The organism is Shewanella gaetbuli (assembly GCF_023284065.1).
GTDB lineage: Bacteria > Pseudomonadota > Gammaproteobacteria > Enterobacterales > Shewanellaceae > Shewanella > Shewanella gaetbuli.
The window spans coordinates 135,033-156,659 of sequence record NZ_JAKIKP010000003.1; the positions used below are offsets into that span (position 1 = coordinate 135,033).

Below are 21,627 nucleotides of genomic sequence, written 5' to 3' on the forward strand. Positions count from 1 at the left end.
TAAATTATGACAGAGGTGTGAATAGGGGGCGGAAGTGGTTTTTCCTTATTACAGAAACACAAAAGTCACCAACTTAGCTGTTGATGACTTTTTCATGTTTAGAATATTAAATTAACTCTTTACTCTGTTAAGGTTTAGCCTCATTTTGGCGGACAGCCGAGTAATATGCGGCTACTGCAGCAATATCTTCAGCGGTTAAATTACTGGCAACTTCAGCCATTAACCCGCCATCATCATTTTTGCGTTGGCCTTGTTGCCATGCATTCAGTTGTGCAGCTATATAACCGCTACTTTGACCTATTAATGCTGGAATAGCTGGGGGAAGGCCTATTCCTTGTGGACCATGACAGTTTGCACAAGCAACAAGTTGACGTTCAATATCTCCTCGCTCGGCAAGTTGTTCACCTGCAGCATAGGCTTTAGGGTCTACCGCCGTTGGCTCGGGCAAGTTTGTCGAGGGCAAGCTTGCATAATAAGCCGATACATCCAGTATTTGTTGATCATTAAGTCCGGCTGCCATAGGCTGCATTAAGGGTTGCTGACGTTTAGCGGATCTAAAGTCTTCTAACTGTTTACGTAAATAATATTGGCTTGAACCGGCTAAACGAGGAAAGTTACTAACAGCCATACCTTCACCGTTTACTCCATGACATGTCATGCATGGAGCAGTAGTTCCTCCACCTTGATTCGCTAATGTTTTACCTGCATTAATATCAGCAGTTAGTGGCGTTGCTGCTATGGATGGCAACATGACGGCACTTGAAACGACCAATAAACAGGCTTTAAAGATATGTATTCTCATCATAATGATACCAATGGTCCTGGTGATTTTAGGTACTTAGTGGTTAATGCTTCAGCGGCGTGGTAGGTTAGCGCACCTAATGTACCCGTGGGGTTGTAACTTCCGTTGTGTACAAAGGCTGACGCACCCACCACAAACACATTGGAGACATCCCAACATTGGAGGTAGGGGTTAACTGCACTTGTTTTGGGATCTGCCCCCATTACAGCACCGCCACAGTTATGAGTGGATTGATATATATTGCTATCAAAAGGGCCTTTTCTTGGACTGGCGACCACTTGTTTTCCTCCCATAGCTTTACCTATTTGTTCTAGTTTACTGGTGATATAAGCCGACATTTTTATATCATTTTCAGTAAAGTCGAATGTCATTCGCAATAAGGGTTGTCCCCACGCGTCTTTATAGGTTGGGTCAAGGTCAAGGTAGTTTGTTGGCGTGGGCATGGAAGAGCCATGAGCCCCAAGTTTTACCGTGTGATTGTAGTGTTTCAGCATGGCTTGCTTAAACTCTTGACCCCATCGAGGTGTTCCGGGAGGTACGGGGTGAAAACCTATGGGCTGACCGTTGGTAATATTGGAATAAAGATAAGCACCTCCAATGAAACCGAGCTCTGAATGGTCGAAATTATCTCCAGAAAACTCGTCAATTACTGACATGGTTGAGCCAGATGCCATAAATGGATTAACTCTAACATCGTCATCAAAGAAGACTTGAGCACCACTAATGGTTTGATAGGTATAATTGCGGCCTACAACACCAGTTTGTGTTTTAGGATCGTAAGGTTTACCTATACCAGATAACAGCATCATGCGTACGTTATTAAGTGAGAACATACTCATAATTACCAGTTTTGCAGGTTGAAATACCTCTTCTCCGGCAGCATTAATATAGGTCACGCCAGTGGCTTTTTTACCTTGTTTATCAAGTTGTACTTTTTGAACTTGAGCATGGGTTCTGAGCTCAAAAAGATCACTTTTTAGTAATACAGGTAAAATGGTGGTTTGTGGGCTGGCTTTGGCTTTGTGTTCACAGCCAAATCGTTCACAAAAACCACACATTACACAGGCTTCCATAGTTAACCCTAGTGGGTTGGTATATCGCTGTGACATGGTACAAGATGGCATTGGGAAAGGTTTATAGCCTAGGCTTTCAGCAGCTTTAGAAAATAAGCTACAGGCATAGGTTTGTTTCATCGGTTTGTTTGGATATTCCGTTGACCTTGGGGCTTCAAAAGGGTTGCCACCGGGCTGAACTTTGCCTTGAATATTACCTGCTTTACCACAAGCACCATAAAGATTTTCGAAGCGCGTGTAATGTGGCTCTAGGTCGGCATAGGTGACGCCCCAATCTTGGATTGACAGCCTTGGGTCAATAAAATCTTTACCATAACGTTTTTCAATATGTGATTTCAGTACGAAATCAGCTTCTTGAAAACGCCAAATATTACCATTCCAATGTACTGCGGAACCGCCTAATCCTGTACCAGGAAGAAATGCTTGCCATCGTCTAATGGGTAAAGCTGTCTGATCAGTGTTATTTCTCAGAGTAACGGCTTCATTTTGAGCACTTTGCATTAACCCTTTACGAACAGAATATTTAAGCTCGTCGTGCATTGCAGGGGCTTGAAAGTCAGGTACGGTATTTCGACCAGCACCTCGCTCTAATCCCACTACTTTTTGTCCTGCTTTGGTTAGTTCATGGGCAATAATTGAACCGCTCATTCCGACACCAATAACAACGGCATCCACCGCTTCTAGTGTTTTTGCCATAAGTTACTCCCCCTTCCCTGAATGTGACATATCGTGTTTTGGAGCATTTGCCATGCTGATTGGATTAGCGGTTCTGGAATCTAAATTAATGCCATGTTTGTCAGCTAGGTCATACCACGACACATAAGCCCCAGGGAAGCCAATCGCTTTCCATCCAAGCATATCTTTATTGCCACCATAACTAGGGTCGGCTAAAAATCCTTCAATAGTATTTTGCAATAACATCGAGAAAAAGATGGCTGAGGGTACCCCGTCTAAATCTACTGAACCTGATTCTAATTTGGTTAAATAGGCATCTTGTTGAGTTTGTGTCATTTTATCAAAGGGGGTATTCGCTGCGGCGAGTTGTTTATTGATGGCCGTTAATGCGGTGCGGTACAGTTCTGATGGCGTGAATTTAAGTTGATAACCTTGTTCAGGTGTACCTGGTTTCCAAGGGCCACTGACGTACATATCAGAACCACCTCCCCAAGGGCTAGCTAATGCTTTATCGATGAAATTAGTGACATCGGCCTCAAGTGCTCCGGGGGTGTTAGCATCTGAGGGGATCAGTCTAGCGGTAGCTGCGGTAAGAAAGGTCACTTCTGCAGGATGCAAAAAAACATACTGCGTAGCTTTCATGTCATGATGCGGGGGGATATCAGCGACAGCCGAACTCGTGGCGACTGTTGAGCTTACAGCAGCGCTTGCGGCAACTAAGCCCGCTGCTTTAAATAGTGTTCGCCTTCCTACATCAACGGCTTCTTCTTTTTCAGTTTCATTTTTTTTCATCCAGCTACTTCCTCCATGAAAGCGTAATTTATGTCTGTGTGGCTAAAATTTATCCAACACATTTAAGTGTAGTTGCCAAATATGAATGTATACAAAATATATAGGGCCAATTTTTAGGAATATATTAATCGATTGTTTTTCTCATTTTTTGTATTACAAAATGACGTTGATTTAATATTCTAATTAGGGTGAAAGGCAAATGATATAAAGTTATGGGTCGTTACATTTTGAATGATATGTTGTTGTAGCTAGCTGCTATTGTTGTTGAGAGACTTAGGTTGATAACTTCTCTGCTAATAGTGTCTCTGTAAGGTGCTTTTATGTGTAGGTACACTGTTAAATATGTTGCTGCTCTGTGGCTTCGAGGTGTTCTGTGTGTTTTATTTTTAGCTTGTTTATCAATTGTTAATGAGCGCGATCACAAATAGAAATATATTGTATTGGACAATTAATATAATCGTATTGTAATACAATAGAAGGGGTGGGGAGCAACTTATTGAGGTTATTTATGCAATCTAGAAGTCTGTTGTTAATTACTGCTATTGTGAGCAGTGTATGTTTTGATGCAAGTGCCGCTTCCATAGATTTTCGTCATGAATATAAAGGCGAAACGGACCAACATGCTAGTCGTATAAAAATGGGTAACACCTTTGATAATAACCTGTCTATTTCACTTGAGCTTAAATTCAAAGGTGAGAACGGCGAGTTTATGGATAACCTTCAATCTAATGGTACAGAGATTGATGTAGGTTACAAAATTAAGCTGAATGATGAATGGACGTTAGCGCCCGGAATGCCTATTGAGTTTGGTAACTCTGGTTCGACTTATAAGCCTCAGATTCGTTTAACTTATCAGCCTGCCGCGCTAAAAGGCTGGTCTTTTAGTGGGCGTTATCGTTTAGATTTAAAACCGGGTGAAGATATTAAGCGTTATCGTCATCGATATACGGCCAATATTGTTTATAAATATAACTTATGGTCATTCAATTTTGAGGGTAACTATTATTACGCTGATAATTCTGAATACCTTTTGTATGATGACGACAGAACCAATTACGAAAATAACTTAACCATTAATTATAAAATGGGTAAGTGGACCCCTTGGGTTGAATTTGGTGATGTGTCAATTTCTAATGACAGTAATGATAGAGAGTTAAGAAGCCGAGTCGGTATTCGTTATAGCTTCTAATTCTTGAACTAAAAATATAAAAAAGCCCGAACCAGAGTTCGGGCTTTTTTAGTTATTCAGTATCCAGTCCTGAAATGTATTTATGCTTCTTTTACATGGGCTAATGCAGCTTGAAGTGCCTCATAGCGGAAGCGGAATGTTTTCTCTTTTGGTAGAGAGTCTATAACATGGAATTTATTGAGTTGATCACGAGTTTGTTGATTCGGACACAACAAGAACACTTCACAATTGGCGTCGGTGGCATCTTTTATGGCGTTTTCAAGTGCAAGGCCTACGGTTACGTCAATCATAGGCACATCGGTTAGGTCTAAAATCATTGCTTCAAAATCATCAATACTACTATGCTGTTTTGAAATCGCCTTAGATACGCTAAAAATCATCGGCCCAGAAAGATAGAAGAAGAGAACCTTGCCTTTAGTTTGGTCTAACAGTTCACGCTCACTTTGGGTGAGCGGGACGGTATCATCATCAGCGTCACTAATGGCCTTAACTTGACGGGCTTGTTCGCGGCTTAAGCGTTCAATAATAATAATATTAGAAATAAATACCCCTAAACCTACGGCGACAATTAAGTCTACAAAAACGGTCAGTAACATCACGCCGTACATAATGGCCATGCCTGCCATACTGACTTTATGGGCACGTTGAATAAAGCTCCAGTCTAAGATATTAAACCCAACATACACCGCAATACCTGCTAACACTGCCATAGGAATAGGTTCGGTTAAATCGCCAGCCACTAACACGACTAGTGCTAAAACCACAGCGCGGGTCATACCCGATAAAGGTGAGCGAGCGCCCACTTGAATATTGGTTACTGTACCCATAGTGGCGCCGGCACCGGGTAATGCGCCAAAAAAGCCAGACAACATATTGGCTAAGCCTTGGCCGCGCAATTCTTTATCAGAGTCATGTTCTTTACGGGTTAATGAGTCACCAATAACAGCGGTAAGCAAAGTATCAATGCAACCTAAAGTGCCCAGCACCAAAGCATCTATCACCATGGTGGTGAATATTTCACTGTTAAAGTGGGGGATAACTAATGAAGGTAAACCTGCAGGAATTTCACCAATTCGGCGAATACTGTCGTCACTGAAGAAAATGATTGAAATTAAGGTAACGGCAATTAATGCCACGAGTTGCGCAGGCACATATTTACGATATTTTTTCGGGAATAAAAACAGCGTGGCTAAGGTTAATAGTCCTAAAAACAGCTCTTTAAAATCAATATTGGCTAATGTGTCGGGTAAGGCATTTAAGGTGCCTAGTACTCCGCCTGCGGGGGCAGCATGACCAAGCAAAGGGGATAATTGTAGAATAATTAAAATTACACCGATACCCGACATAAACCCAGATACTACGCTATAAGGCATCAAGGTGACGTATTTGCCAAGCTTTAACATACCCAGTAAAAACTGAAATGCTCCAGCCATCATGACAACTGTGAATGAAATGGCGATACCAGATTCGGGGTATTTGGCGACCATGGCGGTTAAAATCGCGGTCATGATCACGGTCATGGGACCGGTAGGCTCAGATATTAAGGTTGATGAACCACCAAACAGTGCGGCAAAAAAGCCAACAAGAATGGCTCCCCATAAACCGGCTTCTGCGCCCGCGCCCGATGCAACACCAAAGGCTAAAGCAAGAGGTAATGAAATAATTGCCGTAGTGACACCGCCAAATAAATCACCTTTGAGACTGATATCTTTAAAGCGCTCTTTAAACACGTTGATAACCTACCACACGCAAAATTTACGAGACTTTAGCAAAATTTTAATGAGATATGAATCACAAAATGACATAAAAAACCGCCTGGTGATGTTTTATCAGACGGTTTAATTATGAGTGATACGGTTTAGGTATACCTATCACTAATAGAGTAGGGAAATAACGATTACTGGTTTAGCTCTAGCTCATAGAAACTAGCTTGTGCATAATCGCCCGCTTCCATACCACGCCACTCACAATCGGAGCTAGATTTCTTAGTATTACACTGGTTGTAAACACCCGCTTTATAATACATCCAGTCATTTTGATAACCTTGGTCAACATCATGGCCTTGGTAATTCCCTTTAACCAAGTCTACCTCAAATGTTTTAGTGACTGGGTTATCTGAGTCAGGGTTTTTAGTGAAGGTTAGGTGCATGATGTCGCCTTTTACATTCACTTCATAAGAGAACATTTCACCAAGTTGGATACCGTCAACAGGATCAGCCGAACCTTGACGTAAGTTATGCTTACCAAATACGTCATGACGTATGTCTTTACGCAACTTTTTACCATTACCGTCAACGGCATCTTGCAGTTCAGGTACTGGGTTTAGCTCGTAATTCCAAGAAAGTGAACCGTACTGATGCTCAGGTAATTTACGATAAAGAATTTTCAATGGCTCGTTGTCTGACCCGTGAATTTGCCCAATCACAACAGCAAACGCATTGTTCTTTTTGTAGTTACCACTGGTGCTAACTTGGTCGACAGTTAAGGTTGCTTTTAGTTGACCACCAATTGCGCCATATTCAGCCGCATCTGGATGTGAAGCCACAACAAAGTTGTTTTTAGGATCATCATATTTTTGCGCTAACATGCCGCGCAATTCACTACGGGTGTTTTTACTGTTAGGGGTTGTTGGCGCTTCATTAGGAGCCACAAAAACGACTGCCCCCGTTTTGGGGTCAGTGTAAAACCATTTGTCATGTACGTAAGGTGTTTGGGTGTTGGCAAGTTCATTTTTTTGAATTTCTAGTGCCTTGCCCTTTTTTGAACCTTCAGTGGCGAGTTCAGGTAAGGTAATTTTCCAGTTTGATAGGTCAAAGTTTTGTGCTGGTGCTTTTGCAGGGTCAAGATTGTATTTGGTTAAATCATAATTGAACTCTTGTTTAACCTGTGGCTCTGGAGCGGTTGCAGAACAGCCAGCCATAAGGCCTGCTACGATCAAACTCAGGTAACGCTTTTTCATGGTTTTCACCCTTTCATATCTGACAAGTTTTATAAGATACTACAATACTATTGTATTACAATAGTGTGATCGGAACCATGTATTAAGCTTGTCTTCGGTGGTGATGGTCACATTTTTATTGTCCGATGGTGTTAAGTGTCATCGTAAAACATCGCCATAAGAAAATGTCCATAATAAAAAACGGCCAACATGTGGCCGTTTATCAATGAGCTATTAGTCGTTAACTAAGCGATTTAGCTCGATTAGCGCCAAACACCCCATTCGCCAGTTGTACCGGGCTCTTCACCTTGGGTCCACCATTGGGCTGTCCACTCTTGACCATTATGGGTCACGGTTTCTCCACCGGTATAAACGGTACTTGAGTTCCAGTCATTTCCTGGCTCAGGTCCTGGACCAGGCGCAGGAGTCTCCTCAGAGGGTTCAATAGTAAAACTGTATACCGCAGTATCTTGTTCACTTTCACCATTAATAGTTAGTTCGAAGCTTAATTGATAAGTGGTATTTTCGAGATGCTCGGTATTGATAATGAGTTCGTTGTTTGAACCGATTTCAGTTTCTATGGGGGCACCACTGATTTGTTGCCAACTTACCGATTCGACATCGCCCACACTGTCTTTAGGTGTCAGCACCACGTAATCACCATGCGTTACCGTTGCGTTTTCAATGGTGCGTAACACCGCTGGGGTAATGACTGCTTCAATGTGCTCGTTAGGTGGGGTAATGCTTAATTCACCATAAGCTTGGCCATCTTTACTGTTGATGAAGTTATTATGTAGCTCATTTCTGAAATACATATAGTGATTCATTTCTGCATGCCAGCGTCCAATAAACACTTGTCCACCATAATTGGTTTCGTAGTAGCCATTGACTTGAGATGCAAGCAAGCGATCCCAATCTGCTTGGTTATCTGCGGTAATGGTTAATGAAAAGTGGCTGTGTACTTCACCGCTTTGATTAAATACGGTGTAGTTAACTGACTCGCCCAGAGCTGGAGTCGTAAGGTTAATATCACTTGGAATAAATGCCTCGCCTTGTTCTAAATAAGGTAAGCCTGGTTCCGGTGGGTCAATTGGGCCATCACCTGAAATGGTAATGTCACTACAGTTATAAAATCCTTCACCAACAGTATCGTCTCGTTGCCAACGTGTATATAAAATCGCATCACCGCTGCGATCAGCTGGAATGGTCACTTCCATGCGGTATTTTTTATCACCGTCTACAGCGATATTGCCATATTGTTGAATTAACTCTAAATCACCCCATTTAAGCGGCTTAGAGACATCAACACCTGGTTTGGTGAGGTAAAACTGCCAAAATGAAGGGTTGTGCGGCGCGGTGGCATTGAACACTAACTCAAATGTACCCGGTTGCATTTCTGTACGTGTCCATTCGCTATGCTCTGCACCCATACCACTCTTTTGTGGGTCGTTGGCATAACACAAGCTGCCATCAGGTACAGCGGCTTTGACAGCATCCATATCATTGTAATGTGGTGCAGCAATATTGATGGCATATTCATTACGCTGCACAAATGGATAAGTGCCCGATAATGCTTTTGCTTGTGCACAAGCAGCATTAGGTGGAGTACCAGACCACAGGCCACCTTGCTCGTAACAAATAGATTGTCTTGCTTCTGGGTATTCTGTCCAGCCATGAGCGTGAGCTTGTTGTTCAGGGAAGGCAAGTTGTATGGCTGATAAAGCCAACGTTGCGCCTAAAATTGATGTACTTTTCATTAAAAAGACCTTTATTGTTTTGTATCCCCATTTGGGATGATGATAAAAAGCATATAAAACTATTTTTTACAGTAACTTATAAGTTTTAATGGCCGAGTGTGATTATAAATTCTTTGCAAGATAAAGTAGGTAAGTTTCTGACAAATATAGTGATTTCACCCCTACGTGTTCATTAAGTGAGCGATTGAGGTGTTGTTTGTATTATTTGCTGTTGCTTTTGTGTTTACAGCTGGCGAGATTGGTATGTTTGTTTTTGATTAAGTTTATGAATTTTTTATTTTTTTTACATTTATGCCGTAGAGTTTAACGTGTAATTTTGCTAGGAAGACATATTCAGAACCTGCTTAATCTGATCTGTGGATAAAAGATTAGCTAACACACCAATTTATTTGAAATACATTTCTAAAGAGATATGTTTAACGTTTTAACGCGGTAGAATCTCTTTTTATTAAGTGAGGAGTGTTTTTAAAGTCAAATCCTTGCTGAATATTTTCAGCATTGTAAGTAATCGCGAGTTTGGCTGCGTTAGTGGCCATTTTATTTATTGGGTAATGTAATGTTGTCAGCTTTGGACGTGAGTATTGTGAAAGTAACACATCATCAAAGCCAATAATGGAAATGTCGCTAGGGACTTTATAACCATTATCCTCAAATACCGATATTGCCCCAATGGCCATGGCATCGTTATAAGCAAATACTGCGGTAAAACTTAACTTTTGCTCCAATAAATCTTGTGCGGCTAATTCCCCTCCCTTGAGTGTTGGCTCGTAACTCACAACAAGGTTTTTAGGTAATGTTAAGTTTTGTTTTTCAACAACTTGCTTAAATCCTGTTAAGCGTAAAAGCGGGTCGTCAATTTTATAGTTGCTATTGATTACGGCTAATTTTTGATGGTTTAATGATAATAAGTGTCTTGCGGCAATTCTGCCTCCTTCAATATTATCCAACCAAATACACCTGTCTGCGATATCAGCTATATAGCGATCGATTAAGATTAAACTTGGGAATTTTTTAGACAATAAACATAACTTATCATCAGGTATTAATTTACTGTATGCCACAATGGCTTCACAGCGCCGTTCTATCAGTAAATTTATCGCTTCAAGCTCAGAAGCCTCTGACTGCTTACCTGTACTTAATAATAATTGCATTTTTGATGCGCGGGCGACTTCTTCTACCCCGTTAGCTAAAGATGCAAAAAAAGGATCGGTTATATCAGGCACAACAACGCCGATAGTGGATGATTTTTGTTTGACTAAGGCCCTAGCGTTAGCATTTGGAGTATAATTTAATTGATTCATTGCGTTAATAACGCGTGAGCGATTAACTTCTCCAACTTTATCCGTATTATTAATTACTCTTGAAACTGTGGCTATTGATACTCTAGCGGCTTTTGCTACATCTTTTATAGTGGCCATATATATATATTAGAGTTGAATTTAATTTCTTTTATATATTATGAACCCGTCTTGGTAAAGGTGATATTCTCCAATTAAATAAATCTGTTTTGTTATTTTGTTTTTTTAGGCTGCAACCGTTCATTTTTATCGAAAGATTTTCCGGTAATTGAAGCTTGTTAATTCTATTTTGTTAAGTTTGGATTATACGTTTTGTTTCTATTTTATTTTTAAAGTTTAAGACTGTTTAGTCTAATTGCGTCATAAAGGTTCTATTTTTTGAATGATATCACTGAATATACTTAATATGATGTTTGTCCTAAGGTGATGATTGAGCGTTATATTTGTATATTATTGTATTTTTGTATATTAAACTAAAATTGTAAACGTTTACAAAAAGGTGTTGATCTACTTGTTGTGGTTATTTTATAAGGTTAGTGAAGTTAATATTTAAACCGTGTTACTTACACATAACTTTATATTTTAAGTTGTTTTTGTGTAGGCATAATAAAAATAATTATTCAGGTGACGGAGATACCTTATGAAAATGAAAAAAACAAATTTGTCTATTGCGATATCTTTAATATTAATGTCAGGTTCGATGAGTCAGATGGCTATGGCAGAAGAAGCTAATACTGAAGGTGAGAAGCTTGATAACGTTGAAGTTATACAAATTAAAGGTGTAAGGGGCAGTTTAGCTAAAGCAGCTTATGTAAAACAAAGTGCTAGTGGTGTTCAGGAAAGTATTGTTGCTGAAGATATTGGTAAATTCCCAGATCAAAATGTCGCTGAGTCTCTTCAACGATTAACCGGTGTTTCAATTTCTAGGACTAATGGTGAAGGTGATGGGGTTACTATTCGTGGATTTGGGCCTCGTTTTAATAATGTAAGGTTAAATGGACGAACATTGGCAGCTGCAGATGGTGACCGAGGGTTTGATTTTCAAGTTCTACCTTCAGAGGTTATTCGTGGTGCAGATGTTTATAAGTCAACCCAAGCATATTTGCCCGATGGTAGTTTAGGAGGGTATATCAACCTTCAAACGATGCGTCCTTTGTCTTCAAGAGGGTTTAATGCCACTGTTGCTGGAGGAGCTAGGTACGAAGACCAGTCAAAAGAAACAACTCCACGGTTTTCAGGTTTAGTCTCCAATACATTTGCAGATGATACCGTGGGTGTCATGTTTGCTTTAGGTTATGAAGAGTCAGAAACTCGTATTGATCGATATCAAGGGATTCGTTGGGGCGAATCATCATCGGTATCAAATCTACAAGGAAACGTGAAATATACTGATGGCTCTATCGCGCCAAAAGATGTCGCTATTTTACACCCTCGTAGAGTGCGGTTTTTATCTGAACAGGAACGCAGAGAGCGTTTAGCGTTAGCAGGCTCTATTCAGTTTGTACCTAATGATAGTGTTGAAATCATTTTTGATGCATTAAGTGTTGACTTAAAAAGAGAAAATATTGGAGCGGGATTTCAACTACCCACACAAGCCGGTAATTATAGCAATGTTGTGATCAATCGAGGCGGTACTATTGTCTCTGCAGATATCTCAGGCACTAATATTGATGGAGAGTCAGAAGATAACAGTGAAGATCAATCTATATTAGCTGTAGGTACCAATGCTAATTGGCAAGTAAACGATAATTTAGAATTAGAATTTGATGTTTCTTATTCAAAAGCAGAAGCTTCGCCTACTTATGTACAACTCGTACCACAAATTACAGGTTCAGATGTCAGCTTTTCTATTAATAATTTAGCCGCTTCAGGTGGGGGAGATGTTGTTGAATTTGATACCGGTATTAATTTGAATGACCCTAGTGCGATTAGAACTCACTGGAATGGTGGCGACAGCGCGCAATTTGATGATGAAGTTTTTCAAACTCAACTACATTCTAACTATAATTTTGATGATGGGATTTTACGTACTATTAAATTTGGTGGTGAATACACTCAGAGAACGAAAAACCGTAAGTTCTTCGATAATTTTACCGATGTAGATACTGGTTGTAGCCCATGTGGTGGTGCAGCAGATTATGATGATAACCTGTTTGTTAAAAACCACGTACAAAATTATTTGTCGAAAGAATCTGGTCAGTTTCCAAGTAATATATTTGGAATCCCTGATATTCAAGCTTATAAAGATGCGACGTTGGCTATTCGCTCTCAACTTGGTATTCCGGGTGACCCATTTAATGCCCCCTTTGTTCCATCTCGTTCAAGCGAAATAAGTGAGGATGTATTATCTTTGTATACTCAATTTAATTTTGAGGGCAGTGCGGATCACTTTGAATGGTTTGCTGATTTAGGTCTGCGTTATAGTGATACTCAAGTTGAATCTGCAGGTTTCCGTCAAATTCCACAAAAAATATTGTTAACTTCACAACCTGGTGCTGTTGAAATCAGAGCTGATATTATTTCGACAGAGGCGACTCCTGTTTCTGAAACTAATAAATTTGATAACTTTTTACCCAGCGCCAACTTTAAATTAGATTTTTTAAATGGTTACATTATTCGAGGTGGTGTGGGTAAAACGATGTCTCGTCCAGCAATGGAGCATTTAGGCGTTGATAGAGCCGTATCAGTTGAAGAGGGCGGAGTTGTTACAGTAACCGGTGGCAATGTTATGCTTCAGCCTTATGAAGTGATTTCAGGAGACCTGTCTTTTGAATATTATGCAGATAATGGCAATGCATATTCACTCGGATTCTTTTATAAGCAAATTGATCAATTTATTTCAACTTTAACACAATCTAGCCCATTTAATGACCCTAGCATTGAAATTGATCCTGCTTTAACTAAAGAGCTTGGCGGTAAAGATTTAATTCAGGTAACCAATACCAATTTAAATCGTGAAGGGGGGACTGTTTCAGGTATCGAAGCTTCTGCCTTATATAATTTTGATGAATTACCTGGCATATGGAGTAACTTTGGTATTCAAGCCAACTATACCTATGTGACGAGTAAAGATGAGCAGGGTGATACGATTGGTTTACCTAATGTCACAGAACCTGTTGGTTTAGAAGGGTTAGCAAAGAACACCTATAACGTTGTAGGATTTTATGATGACGGTAAGTTCCAAGGTAGGTTAGCTTATAATTGGCGTGATAGTTTCTTGTTAGCGAGGACTGGCATTATTGGCTCATCAGGTATTCCTGAGCATACAGACTCATATGGTCAGTTGGACTTCAGCTCTTCATATAATTTTACTGATAAGTTCTCTATTGCATTAGAGGCTATTAACCTCACAAATGAAAGATCACTTCAGTATGCAGATAGCCGCGATAGAGTGACTAACTTGTCCTATACCGGACGCAGGTTTTTCTTAACAGGCAGATATACTTTTTAAACTAAAATTCTTAGCTTGAGACTTAATTAATCATGGTCTCAAGCTAAGGTGAGGAGTTTTAAATTGAAAAAATATATCATCGTGGGTGGCGGAACCGCGGGGTGGATGTCCGCAGCAATATTAAGTAACGTATTAAAACATACTAATGTTGAAATCGTTTTAATCGAGTCACCTAATATCGCAACTGTTGGTGTTGGTGAAGCGACTATTCCTTCCATTATTGATTTATTAAGATATTTAAATATTTCTTTAGAAGACTTTATAAAAGTTACAGACTCAACCTTTAAATTAGGAATTAAATTTGTTGATTGGTTACGGGTTGATCATCATTATTGGCATCCATTCGGTTCAGTGGGCGGTAAAATTGATACGCTACCTTTTTTTCATCATTGGAGCTTATGCTATGAAAATGGTTTGAAATCAGAATATACCGATTTTTCTCCAGCAATAGTCATGGCAAAAAATAATAAGTTTTTTATTCCTCAAGGTAATAAAGCTAATTTATTTTCATCTTCTGATTATGCATTGCATTTTGATGCTATTAAAGTTGCTGCATACTTAAAAGACTTCTCCCTGAAAAATGGAGTCGAACATATTTCATGTGAAGTCAGTGCTGTTAATAAAGATAATGAAAAAATAGCCTCACTTAAATTAACGGATAATCGTATTGTTACAGGAGACTTTTTTATAGATTGCTCAGGGCAACATGCTTTGCTTATAGAGAAGTCTTTAAATGTGGGTTATCAAGATTGGAGTGAATATTTACCCGTTGATCGAGCTGTTGCGATTCAGTCTGAAAAAAATACAAGTCTGCCCCCTTATACTGAATCGATTGCTCATGAACATGGTTGGCGTTGGAAAATTCCTTTGCAAAGTCGAACGGGTAATGGGTACGTGTACAGTAGTCGTTTTTGTGATGATGAAACAGCCTACAAATTATTGCTCGACAATATTGATGGAGAGCAGCTTACCAAAGCGCATTTTATAAAATTTACCACCGGTAAAAGAGATAAAATATGGCATCAAAATTGTCTTGCAGTCGGTTTATCATCAGGTTTTCTCGAGCCACTTGAGTCAACCAGTATTCATTTAATCATGAAAACGATGCTGACTTTTATGCAAATGCTGCCTTCGGAAAGTTTACATCAAGCAACCATTGATGAGTTTAATCGCTTAATGGATATCGAGTTCGAATGTATTCGCGATTTTATCGTTGCACACTATTGTTTATCTCAACGTACCGATTCAAATTTTTGGCAATGGTGGCAAACTGCTGAGATACCATGCTCATTGAAACAGAAGTTAAATCTGTTCATGGAACAAGGCCGCTTAGTCAACAATGATTTAGATCTTTTTGCATCAGACAGCTGGTACTCGATTTTGGCTGGGATGGATCAGAAGCCTAAAGACATCGATCCCTTATGTCATATCTCCTCATTACAAGTCGTCAAAGAGATGCTGCAAAAAAGGGCATTAGCATTGCAACATTCAACAAATAAAATACCGAGCCACCAGGAATATTTACAACAATTAATATTCCAAAAAGTTAAAACAATATAATAATTAGAATAATTACAGTTAATTATTGCGTTAATACCATTGTTTTTTATTCTGTTTCAGGGGTGGTTTATAAAAGTTCAGCTTTTTAATAATAATTAATAAGCTTTATTAAAGCTCGTGGGGTTAGTCATTATATTATAAAAACTATAATTTTATGAAACTATCTAGGGAGTTGAATTTGTTATTAATCGATCAAAAACGGTTTTGCCTTTAACGTATTGTGTAAAAAGGATTTTTTAGTTTATCTGTTATGGATGTGGGCTGGTTGTTTTTTATAATAAATTAGAAATATAAAAACCAAGGACGTATTATTATGAAGTTAGAAACAATAGATATAGGGGTCTTTATTGCCTATATATGCGGTTTGTTATTTATAGCACTGTGGATTTCAAAAGAAGATAAAAAGGGAGGTAAAAATACTGAAGATTACTTCTTAGCAGGTAAAGCTTTGCCGTGGTGGGCTATAGGGGCATCACTTATTGCATCAAATATATCAGCTGAGCAAATTATTGGTATGTCTGGGTCAGGCTATGCAATTGGTTTAGCGGTGGCATCCTATGAATGGATGGGGGCGTTAACTCTTCTTCTTGTTGGTAAATATATGTTACCAATATTTCTAAAGAATGGCATCTATACCATGCCTCAATATTTAGAACAGCGATTTAATCGTCGTGTCAAAACGACATTAGCGCTATTTTGGATCGTGGTTTATATTTTCGTTAATTTAACCTCTATTTTATGGTTAGGCGGTTTAGCAATTGAAACAGTTACTGGTGTCGGTTGGATGGAAGGAATGATATTTCTTGCTGTTCTATCGGTTACTTACTCTTTATATGGTGGTTTAAAAGCTGTTGCGTATACCGATATTCTGCAGGTTGTATTATTAATCTTTGGTGGACTTCTCCTCAGTTACCTTGCTCTGGATGCTGTGTCAGAAGGGCAAGGCGTTATTGCTGGCTTTTCAGTATTAACGACTGAAGTATCGAGTCACTTCGACATGATATTAGCCCCTGATCATGAAGATTATATTAGCTTGCCAGGGATTTCTGTTTTAGTCGGTGGAATGTGGATTGTTAATTTAAGTTATTGGGGCTTCAACCAATATATTATCCAAAGAACACTTGCCGCTAAAAATGTTAGTGAGGCTCAAAAGGGGATAGCTTTTGCAGCATATCTAAAATTATTGATGCCATTAATCGTAGTATTACCAGGCATCGCGGCAGTTATTCTTTATCCTCAACTTTCTGAACCCGATCAAGCGTATCCGTCAATGATGTCTTTGATGCCAGTCGGGTTGAAAGGGTTAGTTTTTGCGGCTTTGGTTGCTGCAATTGTCTCATCACTTGCCTCTATGACGAATAGTATTTCGACTATTTTTACCATGGATATATATGCCATGCTCAAGCCGGGTAAACCTGAGCGACACTATGTTGCGATAGGACGACTTTCAGTGGTGGTCTCACTGACGATAGCTTTCTTTGCGGCTAAGCCGTTGTTGGGCAATTTTGAACAGGCATTTCAATATATTCAGGAGTTTACTGGTTTTTTCTCTCCAGGAATTGTGGTTATTTTCTTAATGGGAATGTTTTGGTCTAAAACGAGTTCCGCAGGTGCAATATCTGCAGCGATAGGGTCTGCTGCTTTTTCTCTAATATTAAAATTCTTATACCCAGCACTTCCCTTTTTAGACCGTATGGGGATTGTTTTTCTACTTTGTTTCGCAATTTGTATTATTGCCTCTTTATTGTTTAAGGGTAATTCAAAAAATGAAAGTGTTGATTTAAGTTTAATTAGTTTTAATACCTCCACCTCGTTTAATATTTCTGCTTTTGGTGTGGTTGCTATATTGATCGTGTTATATGGTTTGTGGTGGTAATAAGTTTTATTTTTTTGAAGCTATTAAAGTTCGGTATATTAAAGTTCGGTATATTAAAATTAGGACTTATCGTTGGTGGATATGAAAGGGGTGGGCTATGCCCCTTACATATACTAATTTTCCTATATCTGTTTCTATTTAATTGTTGTATTGATTTTTTTAAGAGAATTAATTTCAGGTATTGAATTCAAGCTAAATAACGGGTCCGCATATAAGTTTTGTCTTGAGTAATTTTTATATCGATTAAAAAACTAAACGTAATTGTTGTAATAATATTAAATCCAAAGGATAACAATATGGCTGAATATGTTCTTGGTATTGACTATGGCTCTGACTCAGTTAGAGCGTTATTAGTAGATGCTCAAACAGGCACTGAAGTGGCTACTAGTGTTGAGCTCTATCCCCGCTGGCAGCAAGGAAAATATAGTCAACCGAATAAAAGTCAGTTCAGGCAGCATCCTCTAGATTATATTGAAAGCTTAATTGTTGCAGTCAATCAACTATGGAACGTTGCCCCTGCTGGTGCTGCAGAGCAAGTTAAAGCAATAAGTTTTGATACTACAGGTTCAACACCTATTGCACTTAATGAACATGGGCAAGCGCTTTCTTTAACACCAGAGTTTGCTGATAACCCAAATGCGATGTTTATTTTATGGAAAGATCATAGTGCTATTAAAGAAGCTCAAGAAATCACCGCGATGGCCAACCTTTCAAAGGTTAACTATTTAAAATATCAAGGAGGTATTTATTCATCGGAGTGGTTTTGGGCCAAGGTGTTATATGTATTACGCCATGATGAAGCTGTGCGAGCGGCAGCTTATGTTTGGGTCGAACATTGCGATTGGATGTCTGCACTTTTAACTGGTACGACTCATCCTAATGATTTTAGAGCTAGTCGCTGTGCAGCTGGTCATAAAGTGATGTGGCATGAAAGTTGGCAAGGTTACCCTCCAAATACATTTTTTGTGGATATTGATCCTTTATTAGATGGTTTACGTGACAGGCTATCTGCGCAGACATTTACTGCTGATCAAGTTTGTGGGCATCTTACTTTTGAATGGGCTGAGAAGTTAGGTTTATCAACTGATGTTATTGTTTCTTTTAGCGCGTTTGATTGCCATGCTGGAGCAGTTGCAGCCAATGTTAAGCCTGGTGTATTAACAAAAGTCATGGGGACATCAACTTGTGATATTACCCTTGCCAGTTATCAAGCTATCGAAGATAAATGCATTAAAGGCATATGTGGACAAGTTGATGGCTCTGTTATGCCGGGGATGATCGGTTTGGAAGCGGGGCAATCTGCTTTTGGCGATCTATATGCATGGTTCAAAAATCTCATCAACTGGCCACTTAATCAGATTAATTTTGCTGACTTGCTTGATGAGCCAACCCGCAAAGCCCTCATCGATAAAATTGAAACTCAAACTTTAATCGCATTAGGCGAAGAAGCGGCCAAAATTGATCTTTACGACACTCATGTAATTGCTCTGGACTGGGTGAATGGGCGTCGAACCCCTGACGCTAACCAAAGTGTTGCAATGGCTATTAGTGGGTTAACTATGGGCACACAGGCTCCACAGATTTTTAACGCGTTAGTACAAGCAACTGCTTTTGGTGCAAAGGCGATTATCGAGCGTTTTGTAGAGCAGGGAATTGTCATTAATCATGTTGTAACGATTGGCGGGATATCTAAAAAGTCTGATTACATCATGCAAACGTGTGCTGATGTTTGGAACTGTTCCATTGACGTACTAGAAAGTGAACAAAGCTGTGCTTTAGGGGCTGCGATTTATGCTGCTACTGCTGCAGGCATTTATCCTGATGTTGCCGCAGCACAGTCAGTCATGAATTCGCCAGTGGCAAAATCTTATCAACCTGATGCTGAAAAAGTAGCAACTTATCAAGAGCTTTATAAAAAATATCTTCGACTCGGGCAGTTTGTTGAAGGAGAGTTGTCATGAGTTTTATAGAATTAAAGCGTGAAGTTTATGAAGCAAATATGGAGCTTGAGCATCGTAAATTAGTGACTTACACCTTTGGTAATGTGTCTCAAGTTGACCGCGCAAAGGGGGTGGTTGCGATTAAGCCCAGTGGCATACCTTATGAACAATTAAAAGTGGATGATATTGTTATTGTCGATTTAGAAAATAGCATTGTTGAAGGTCGATATAACCCCTCATCAGATACCAAAACTCATACTTATTTATATCGTCATTGGCATGAAATTGGCGGCATTACCCATACCCATTCAACTTACGCGACAGCTTGGTCTCAAGCACAAATAGCGATTCCATGTTTAGGGACAACCCATGCAGATTATGTTTATGGGGAAATACCTTGCGCACCAGTAATGACTGAACAACTTATAGCAGGTGATTATGAAGAGGAAACTGGCGCACAGATTATTAACTGTTTTGGAGAACGCTCTCCCATTGAATCACCCATGGTGATTGTTGCAGGGCACGCGCCTTTTACTTGGGGAGAGAGCGCCGCAAAATCGGTTTACCATGCTGTTTTATTGGAAGAAATAGCCAAGATGGCTTATCTCGCTAAAACCTTACAGCCCAATATAGGTTCATTAAAGCAAGCGTTAGTCGACAAACATTATTTACGTAAACACGGTAAAGATGCTTATTACGGTCAAAACAATTAATGCCTATCAGAAGGTTTAAGTGAGAATAATATGAAACAATTTGTTCAGAAAAAAGTTTGGCTTATTACTGGTTCACAAGATTTATATGGCGCCAAAGTACTGGAAGAAGTTGCCCGTAATAGTCAGCAAATCGTAGCTGATTTTAACCAATCATCTGTTATTTCAGTAGAAGTGTTATATCAGCCCACAGTAAAGTCACCTCGTGAAATTCATGCGGTATGCCAAGCCGCAAATCAAGATGATGACTGCATTGGCGTGATCATGTGGATGCATACATTTTCACCAGCCAAAATGTGGATCGCCGGTTTAAAAGAGCTGACTAAACCTTTTATGCACTTACATACTCAGTTTAATGCGGCTTTGCCTTGGGCCGATATCGATATGAACTATATGAACACTCATCAAAGTGCGCATGGTGACCGTGAGTTTGGCTATATCGGCACTCGCATGCGTAAAGAACGCAAAGTGGTGGTGGGTCATTGGCAAACAGAGCCTGTACAAGCTCAAATTGATGATTGGTGTCGAGCAGCGGCAGGCTGGCATGAAAGTCAGCATCTAAAAGTTGCTCGATTCGGGGATAATATGCGCCAGGTTGCCGTTACTGAGGGTGATAAAGTGGCTGCACAAATTCAATTTGGCTATGAAGTTAATGCTCATAGTTTAGGTGAACTCGTTGATGTTATTGCAGATGTTTCTGAACAAGATGTAGCACACCAGCTGGAGTTATATCATCAGGATTATCATGTGAGTTCGGCGCTTTCTCATGACGAATATAAACTGAAAATGCTTAAAAATGAAGCACGGTTAGAGCTAGCAATGGAGCGATTTTTAGTGGCGGGCGAATACCAAGCTTTTACTAATTGTTTCGAAAACTTATCTGGTTTAACCGGACTGCCTGGGCTGGCAACACAAAGGTTAATGAGCAAAGGTTATGGTTACGGTGGCGAAGGTGACTGGAAGACTTCTGCGATGGTGCGGATCATGAAAGTGATGGCTGCAGGTCGAGAGGGAGGGACGTCATTTATGGAAGATTATACTTATAATTTTGGTGTGACGGATCAAGTACTAGGAGCCCATATGTTAGAGGTTTGTCCGTCTATTGCTGCTGAAAAACCCGTTTTAGATGTTCACCTACACACTATTGGAATGCGTTGTGATGTCGCAAGATTATTATTTACCGGAGAATCTGGGCCTGCAATCAATGTATCGCCTATTGATATGGGTAACCGTTTTAGAATCATAGTTAATGAAGTTGATGCAGTCACGCCACCTACAGATACCCCACATTTACCTGTTGCTTCTGCATTATGGCAACCTCGGCCTAACTTGTCGGTCGCAGCTGCTGCGTGGATCTATGCAGGTGGGGCACACCATACAGCATATAGCCAAGCCCTCACTACAGAAAATATTAGTGATTATGCCGATATGGCGGGAGTGGAGTTAACTGTTATTGATGCTGACACAAATATTCGACAGTTTAAAAATGAATTACGTCAAAATGCAGCATATTACGCTTTATCTCAAGGGTTGTAATGTTATCTACTTTTCCCATTTTATTACTAT

At 39.6% G+C, this 21,627-nt stretch carries 14 protein-coding genes; 7 read left to right on the forward strand and 7 right to left on the reverse strand.

The features are described 5' to 3' along the window. Positions 1-127 precede the first annotated feature (127 nt). From L2672_RS05610 to L2672_RS05620, 3 genes are read right to left on the reverse strand one after another with little or no spacing between them, the layout of a single operon-like run. Positions 128-805, reverse strand: coding sequence for a c-type cytochrome (locus tag L2672_RS05610; RefSeq protein ID WP_248994854.1), 678 nt, complete (start codon positions 803-805; stop codon positions 128-130). Beyond that, positions 802-2,571 (reverse strand): GMC family oxidoreductase, encoded by a 1,770-nt coding sequence (locus L2672_RS05615; protein WP_248994855.1) that lies wholly within the window; start codon positions 2,569-2,571, stop codon positions 802-804. Before L2672_RS05615 ends, L2672_RS05610 begins: the two co-directional genes overlap by 4 nt. A 3-nt stretch (positions 2,572-2,574) precedes the next feature. Beyond that, positions 2,575-3,342: a gluconate 2-dehydrogenase subunit 3 family protein gene (locus L2672_RS05620; RefSeq protein ID WP_248994856.1), complete on the reverse strand. Its 768-nt coding sequence runs from the start codon at positions 3,340-3,342 to the stop codon at positions 2,575-2,577. Between the two features lie 508 nt (positions 3,343-3,850). Here L2672_RS05620 and L2672_RS05625 point away from each other — a divergent pair. Then, positions 3,851-4,531 (forward strand): oligogalacturonate-specific porin KdgM family protein, encoded by a 681-nt coding sequence (locus L2672_RS05625; RefSeq protein WP_248994857.1) that lies wholly within the window; start codon positions 3,851-3,853, stop codon positions 4,529-4,531. 80 nt (positions 4,532-4,611) lie between these two features. On the opposite strand, the gene L2672_RS05630 is transcribed toward L2672_RS05625, so the two are convergent. The 4 genes from L2672_RS05630 to L2672_RS05645 all read right to left on the reverse strand — a co-directional run bounded on the left by L2672_RS05630 (position 4,612) and on the right by L2672_RS05645 (position 10,644). Further along, complete coding sequence (locus tag L2672_RS05630) at positions 4,612-6,261, reverse strand: SulP family inorganic anion transporter (protein ID WP_248994858.1); 1,650 nt, start codon at positions 6,259-6,261, stop codon at positions 4,612-4,614. Between the two features lie 167 nt (positions 6,262-6,428). After that, a complete protein-coding gene (locus tag L2672_RS05635; RefSeq protein WP_248994859.1) occupies positions 6,429-7,490 on the reverse strand; it encodes a polysaccharide lyase family 7 protein in 1,062 nt (353 codons plus the stop codon). 242 nt (positions 7,491-7,732) lie between these two features. Beyond that, complete coding sequence (locus tag L2672_RS05640) at positions 7,733-9,226, reverse strand: lytic polysaccharide monooxygenase (protein ID WP_248994860.1); 1,494 nt, start codon at positions 9,224-9,226, stop codon at positions 7,733-7,735. Positions 9,227-9,642: 416 nt separating this feature from the next. Beyond that, on the reverse strand, positions 9,643-10,644 hold the full coding sequence (locus tag L2672_RS05645) for a LacI family DNA-binding transcriptional regulator (RefSeq protein ID WP_248994861.1): 1,002 nt from the start codon (positions 10,642-10,644) through the stop codon (positions 9,643-9,645). Between the two features lie 520 nt (positions 10,645-11,164). Between L2672_RS05645 and L2672_RS05650 the strand changes: the two genes are divergently transcribed. From L2672_RS05650 to araA, 6 genes are all read left to right on the forward strand, one after another. Further along, a complete protein-coding gene (locus L2672_RS05650; protein ID WP_248994862.1) occupies positions 11,165-13,975 on the forward strand; it encodes a TonB-dependent receptor in 2,811 nt (936 codons plus the stop codon). Between the two features lie 63 nt (positions 13,976-14,038). After that, on the forward strand, positions 14,039-15,535 hold the full coding sequence (locus L2672_RS05655; RefSeq protein WP_248994863.1) for a tryptophan halogenase family protein: 1,497 nt from the start codon (positions 14,039-14,041) through the stop codon (positions 15,533-15,535). Positions 15,536-15,848: 313 nt separating this feature from the next. After that, positions 15,849-17,411 (forward strand): sodium/sugar symporter, encoded by a 1,563-nt coding sequence (locus L2672_RS05660; RefSeq protein ID WP_248994864.1) that lies wholly within the window; start codon positions 15,849-15,851, stop codon positions 17,409-17,411. 296 nt (positions 17,412-17,707) lie between these two features. Beyond that, positions 17,708-19,372, forward strand: coding sequence for a ribulokinase (locus L2672_RS05665; RefSeq protein WP_248994865.1), 1,665 nt, complete (start codon positions 17,708-17,710; stop codon positions 19,370-19,372). Beyond that, the gene (locus L2672_RS05670; RefSeq protein WP_248994866.1) at positions 19,369-20,064 is read left to right on the forward strand and encodes an L-ribulose-5-phosphate 4-epimerase; all 696 of its coding nucleotides are present in this window, start codon (positions 19,369-19,371) and stop codon (positions 20,062-20,064) included. The genes L2672_RS05665 and L2672_RS05670 overlap by 4 nt, the downstream gene beginning before the upstream one ends. A 30-nt stretch (positions 20,065-20,094) precedes the next feature. Further along, positions 20,095-21,597, forward strand: coding sequence for an L-arabinose isomerase (araA, locus tag L2672_RS05675; RefSeq protein WP_248994867.1), 1,503 nt, complete (start codon positions 20,095-20,097; stop codon positions 21,595-21,597). Positions 21,598-21,627: the final 30 nt, after the last annotated feature.

Bases quoted from the DNA above. Each gene is read 5' to 3' on its own strand.
- L2672_RS05620 (WP_248994856.1), bottom strand. From the start codon at position 3,342: ATGAAAAAAAATGAAACTGAAAAAGAAGAAGCCGTTGATGTAGGAAGG.
- L2672_RS05625 (WP_248994857.1), top strand. From the start codon at position 3,851: ATGCAATCTAGAAGTCTGTTGTTAATTACTGCTATTGTGAGCAGTGTA.
- L2672_RS05610 (WP_248994854.1), bottom strand. From the start codon at position 805: ATGATGAGAATACATATCTTTAAAGCCTGTTTATTGGTCGTTTCAAGT.
- L2672_RS05670 (WP_248994866.1), top strand. From the start codon at position 19,369: ATGAGTTTTATAGAATTAAAGCGTGAAGTTTATGAAGCAAATATGGAG.
- L2672_RS05645 (WP_248994861.1), bottom strand. From the start codon at position 10,644: ATGGCCACTATAAAAGATGTAGCAAAAGCCGCTAGAGTATCAATAGCC.
- L2672_RS05640 (WP_248994860.1), bottom strand. From the start codon at position 9,226: ATGAAAAGTACATCAATTTTAGGCGCAACGTTGGCTTTATCAGCCATA.
- L2672_RS05650 (WP_248994862.1), top strand. From the start codon at position 11,165: ATGAAAATGAAAAAAACAAATTTGTCTATTGCGATATCTTTAATATTA.
- L2672_RS05635 (WP_248994859.1), bottom strand. From the start codon at position 7,490: ATGAAAAAGCGTTACCTGAGTTTGATCGTAGCAGGCCTTATGGCTGGC.
- L2672_RS05615 (WP_248994855.1), bottom strand. From the start codon at position 2,571: ATGGCAAAAACACTAGAAGCGGTGGATGCCGTTGTTATTGGTGTCGGA.
- araA (WP_248994867.1), top strand. From the start codon at position 20,095: ATGAAACAATTTGTTCAGAAAAAAGTTTGGCTTATTACTGGTTCACAA.
- L2672_RS05660 (WP_248994864.1), top strand. From the start codon at position 15,849: ATGAAGTTAGAAACAATAGATATAGGGGTCTTTATTGCCTATATATGC.
- L2672_RS05665 (WP_248994865.1), top strand. From the start codon at position 17,708: ATGGCTGAATATGTTCTTGGTATTGACTATGGCTCTGACTCAGTTAGA.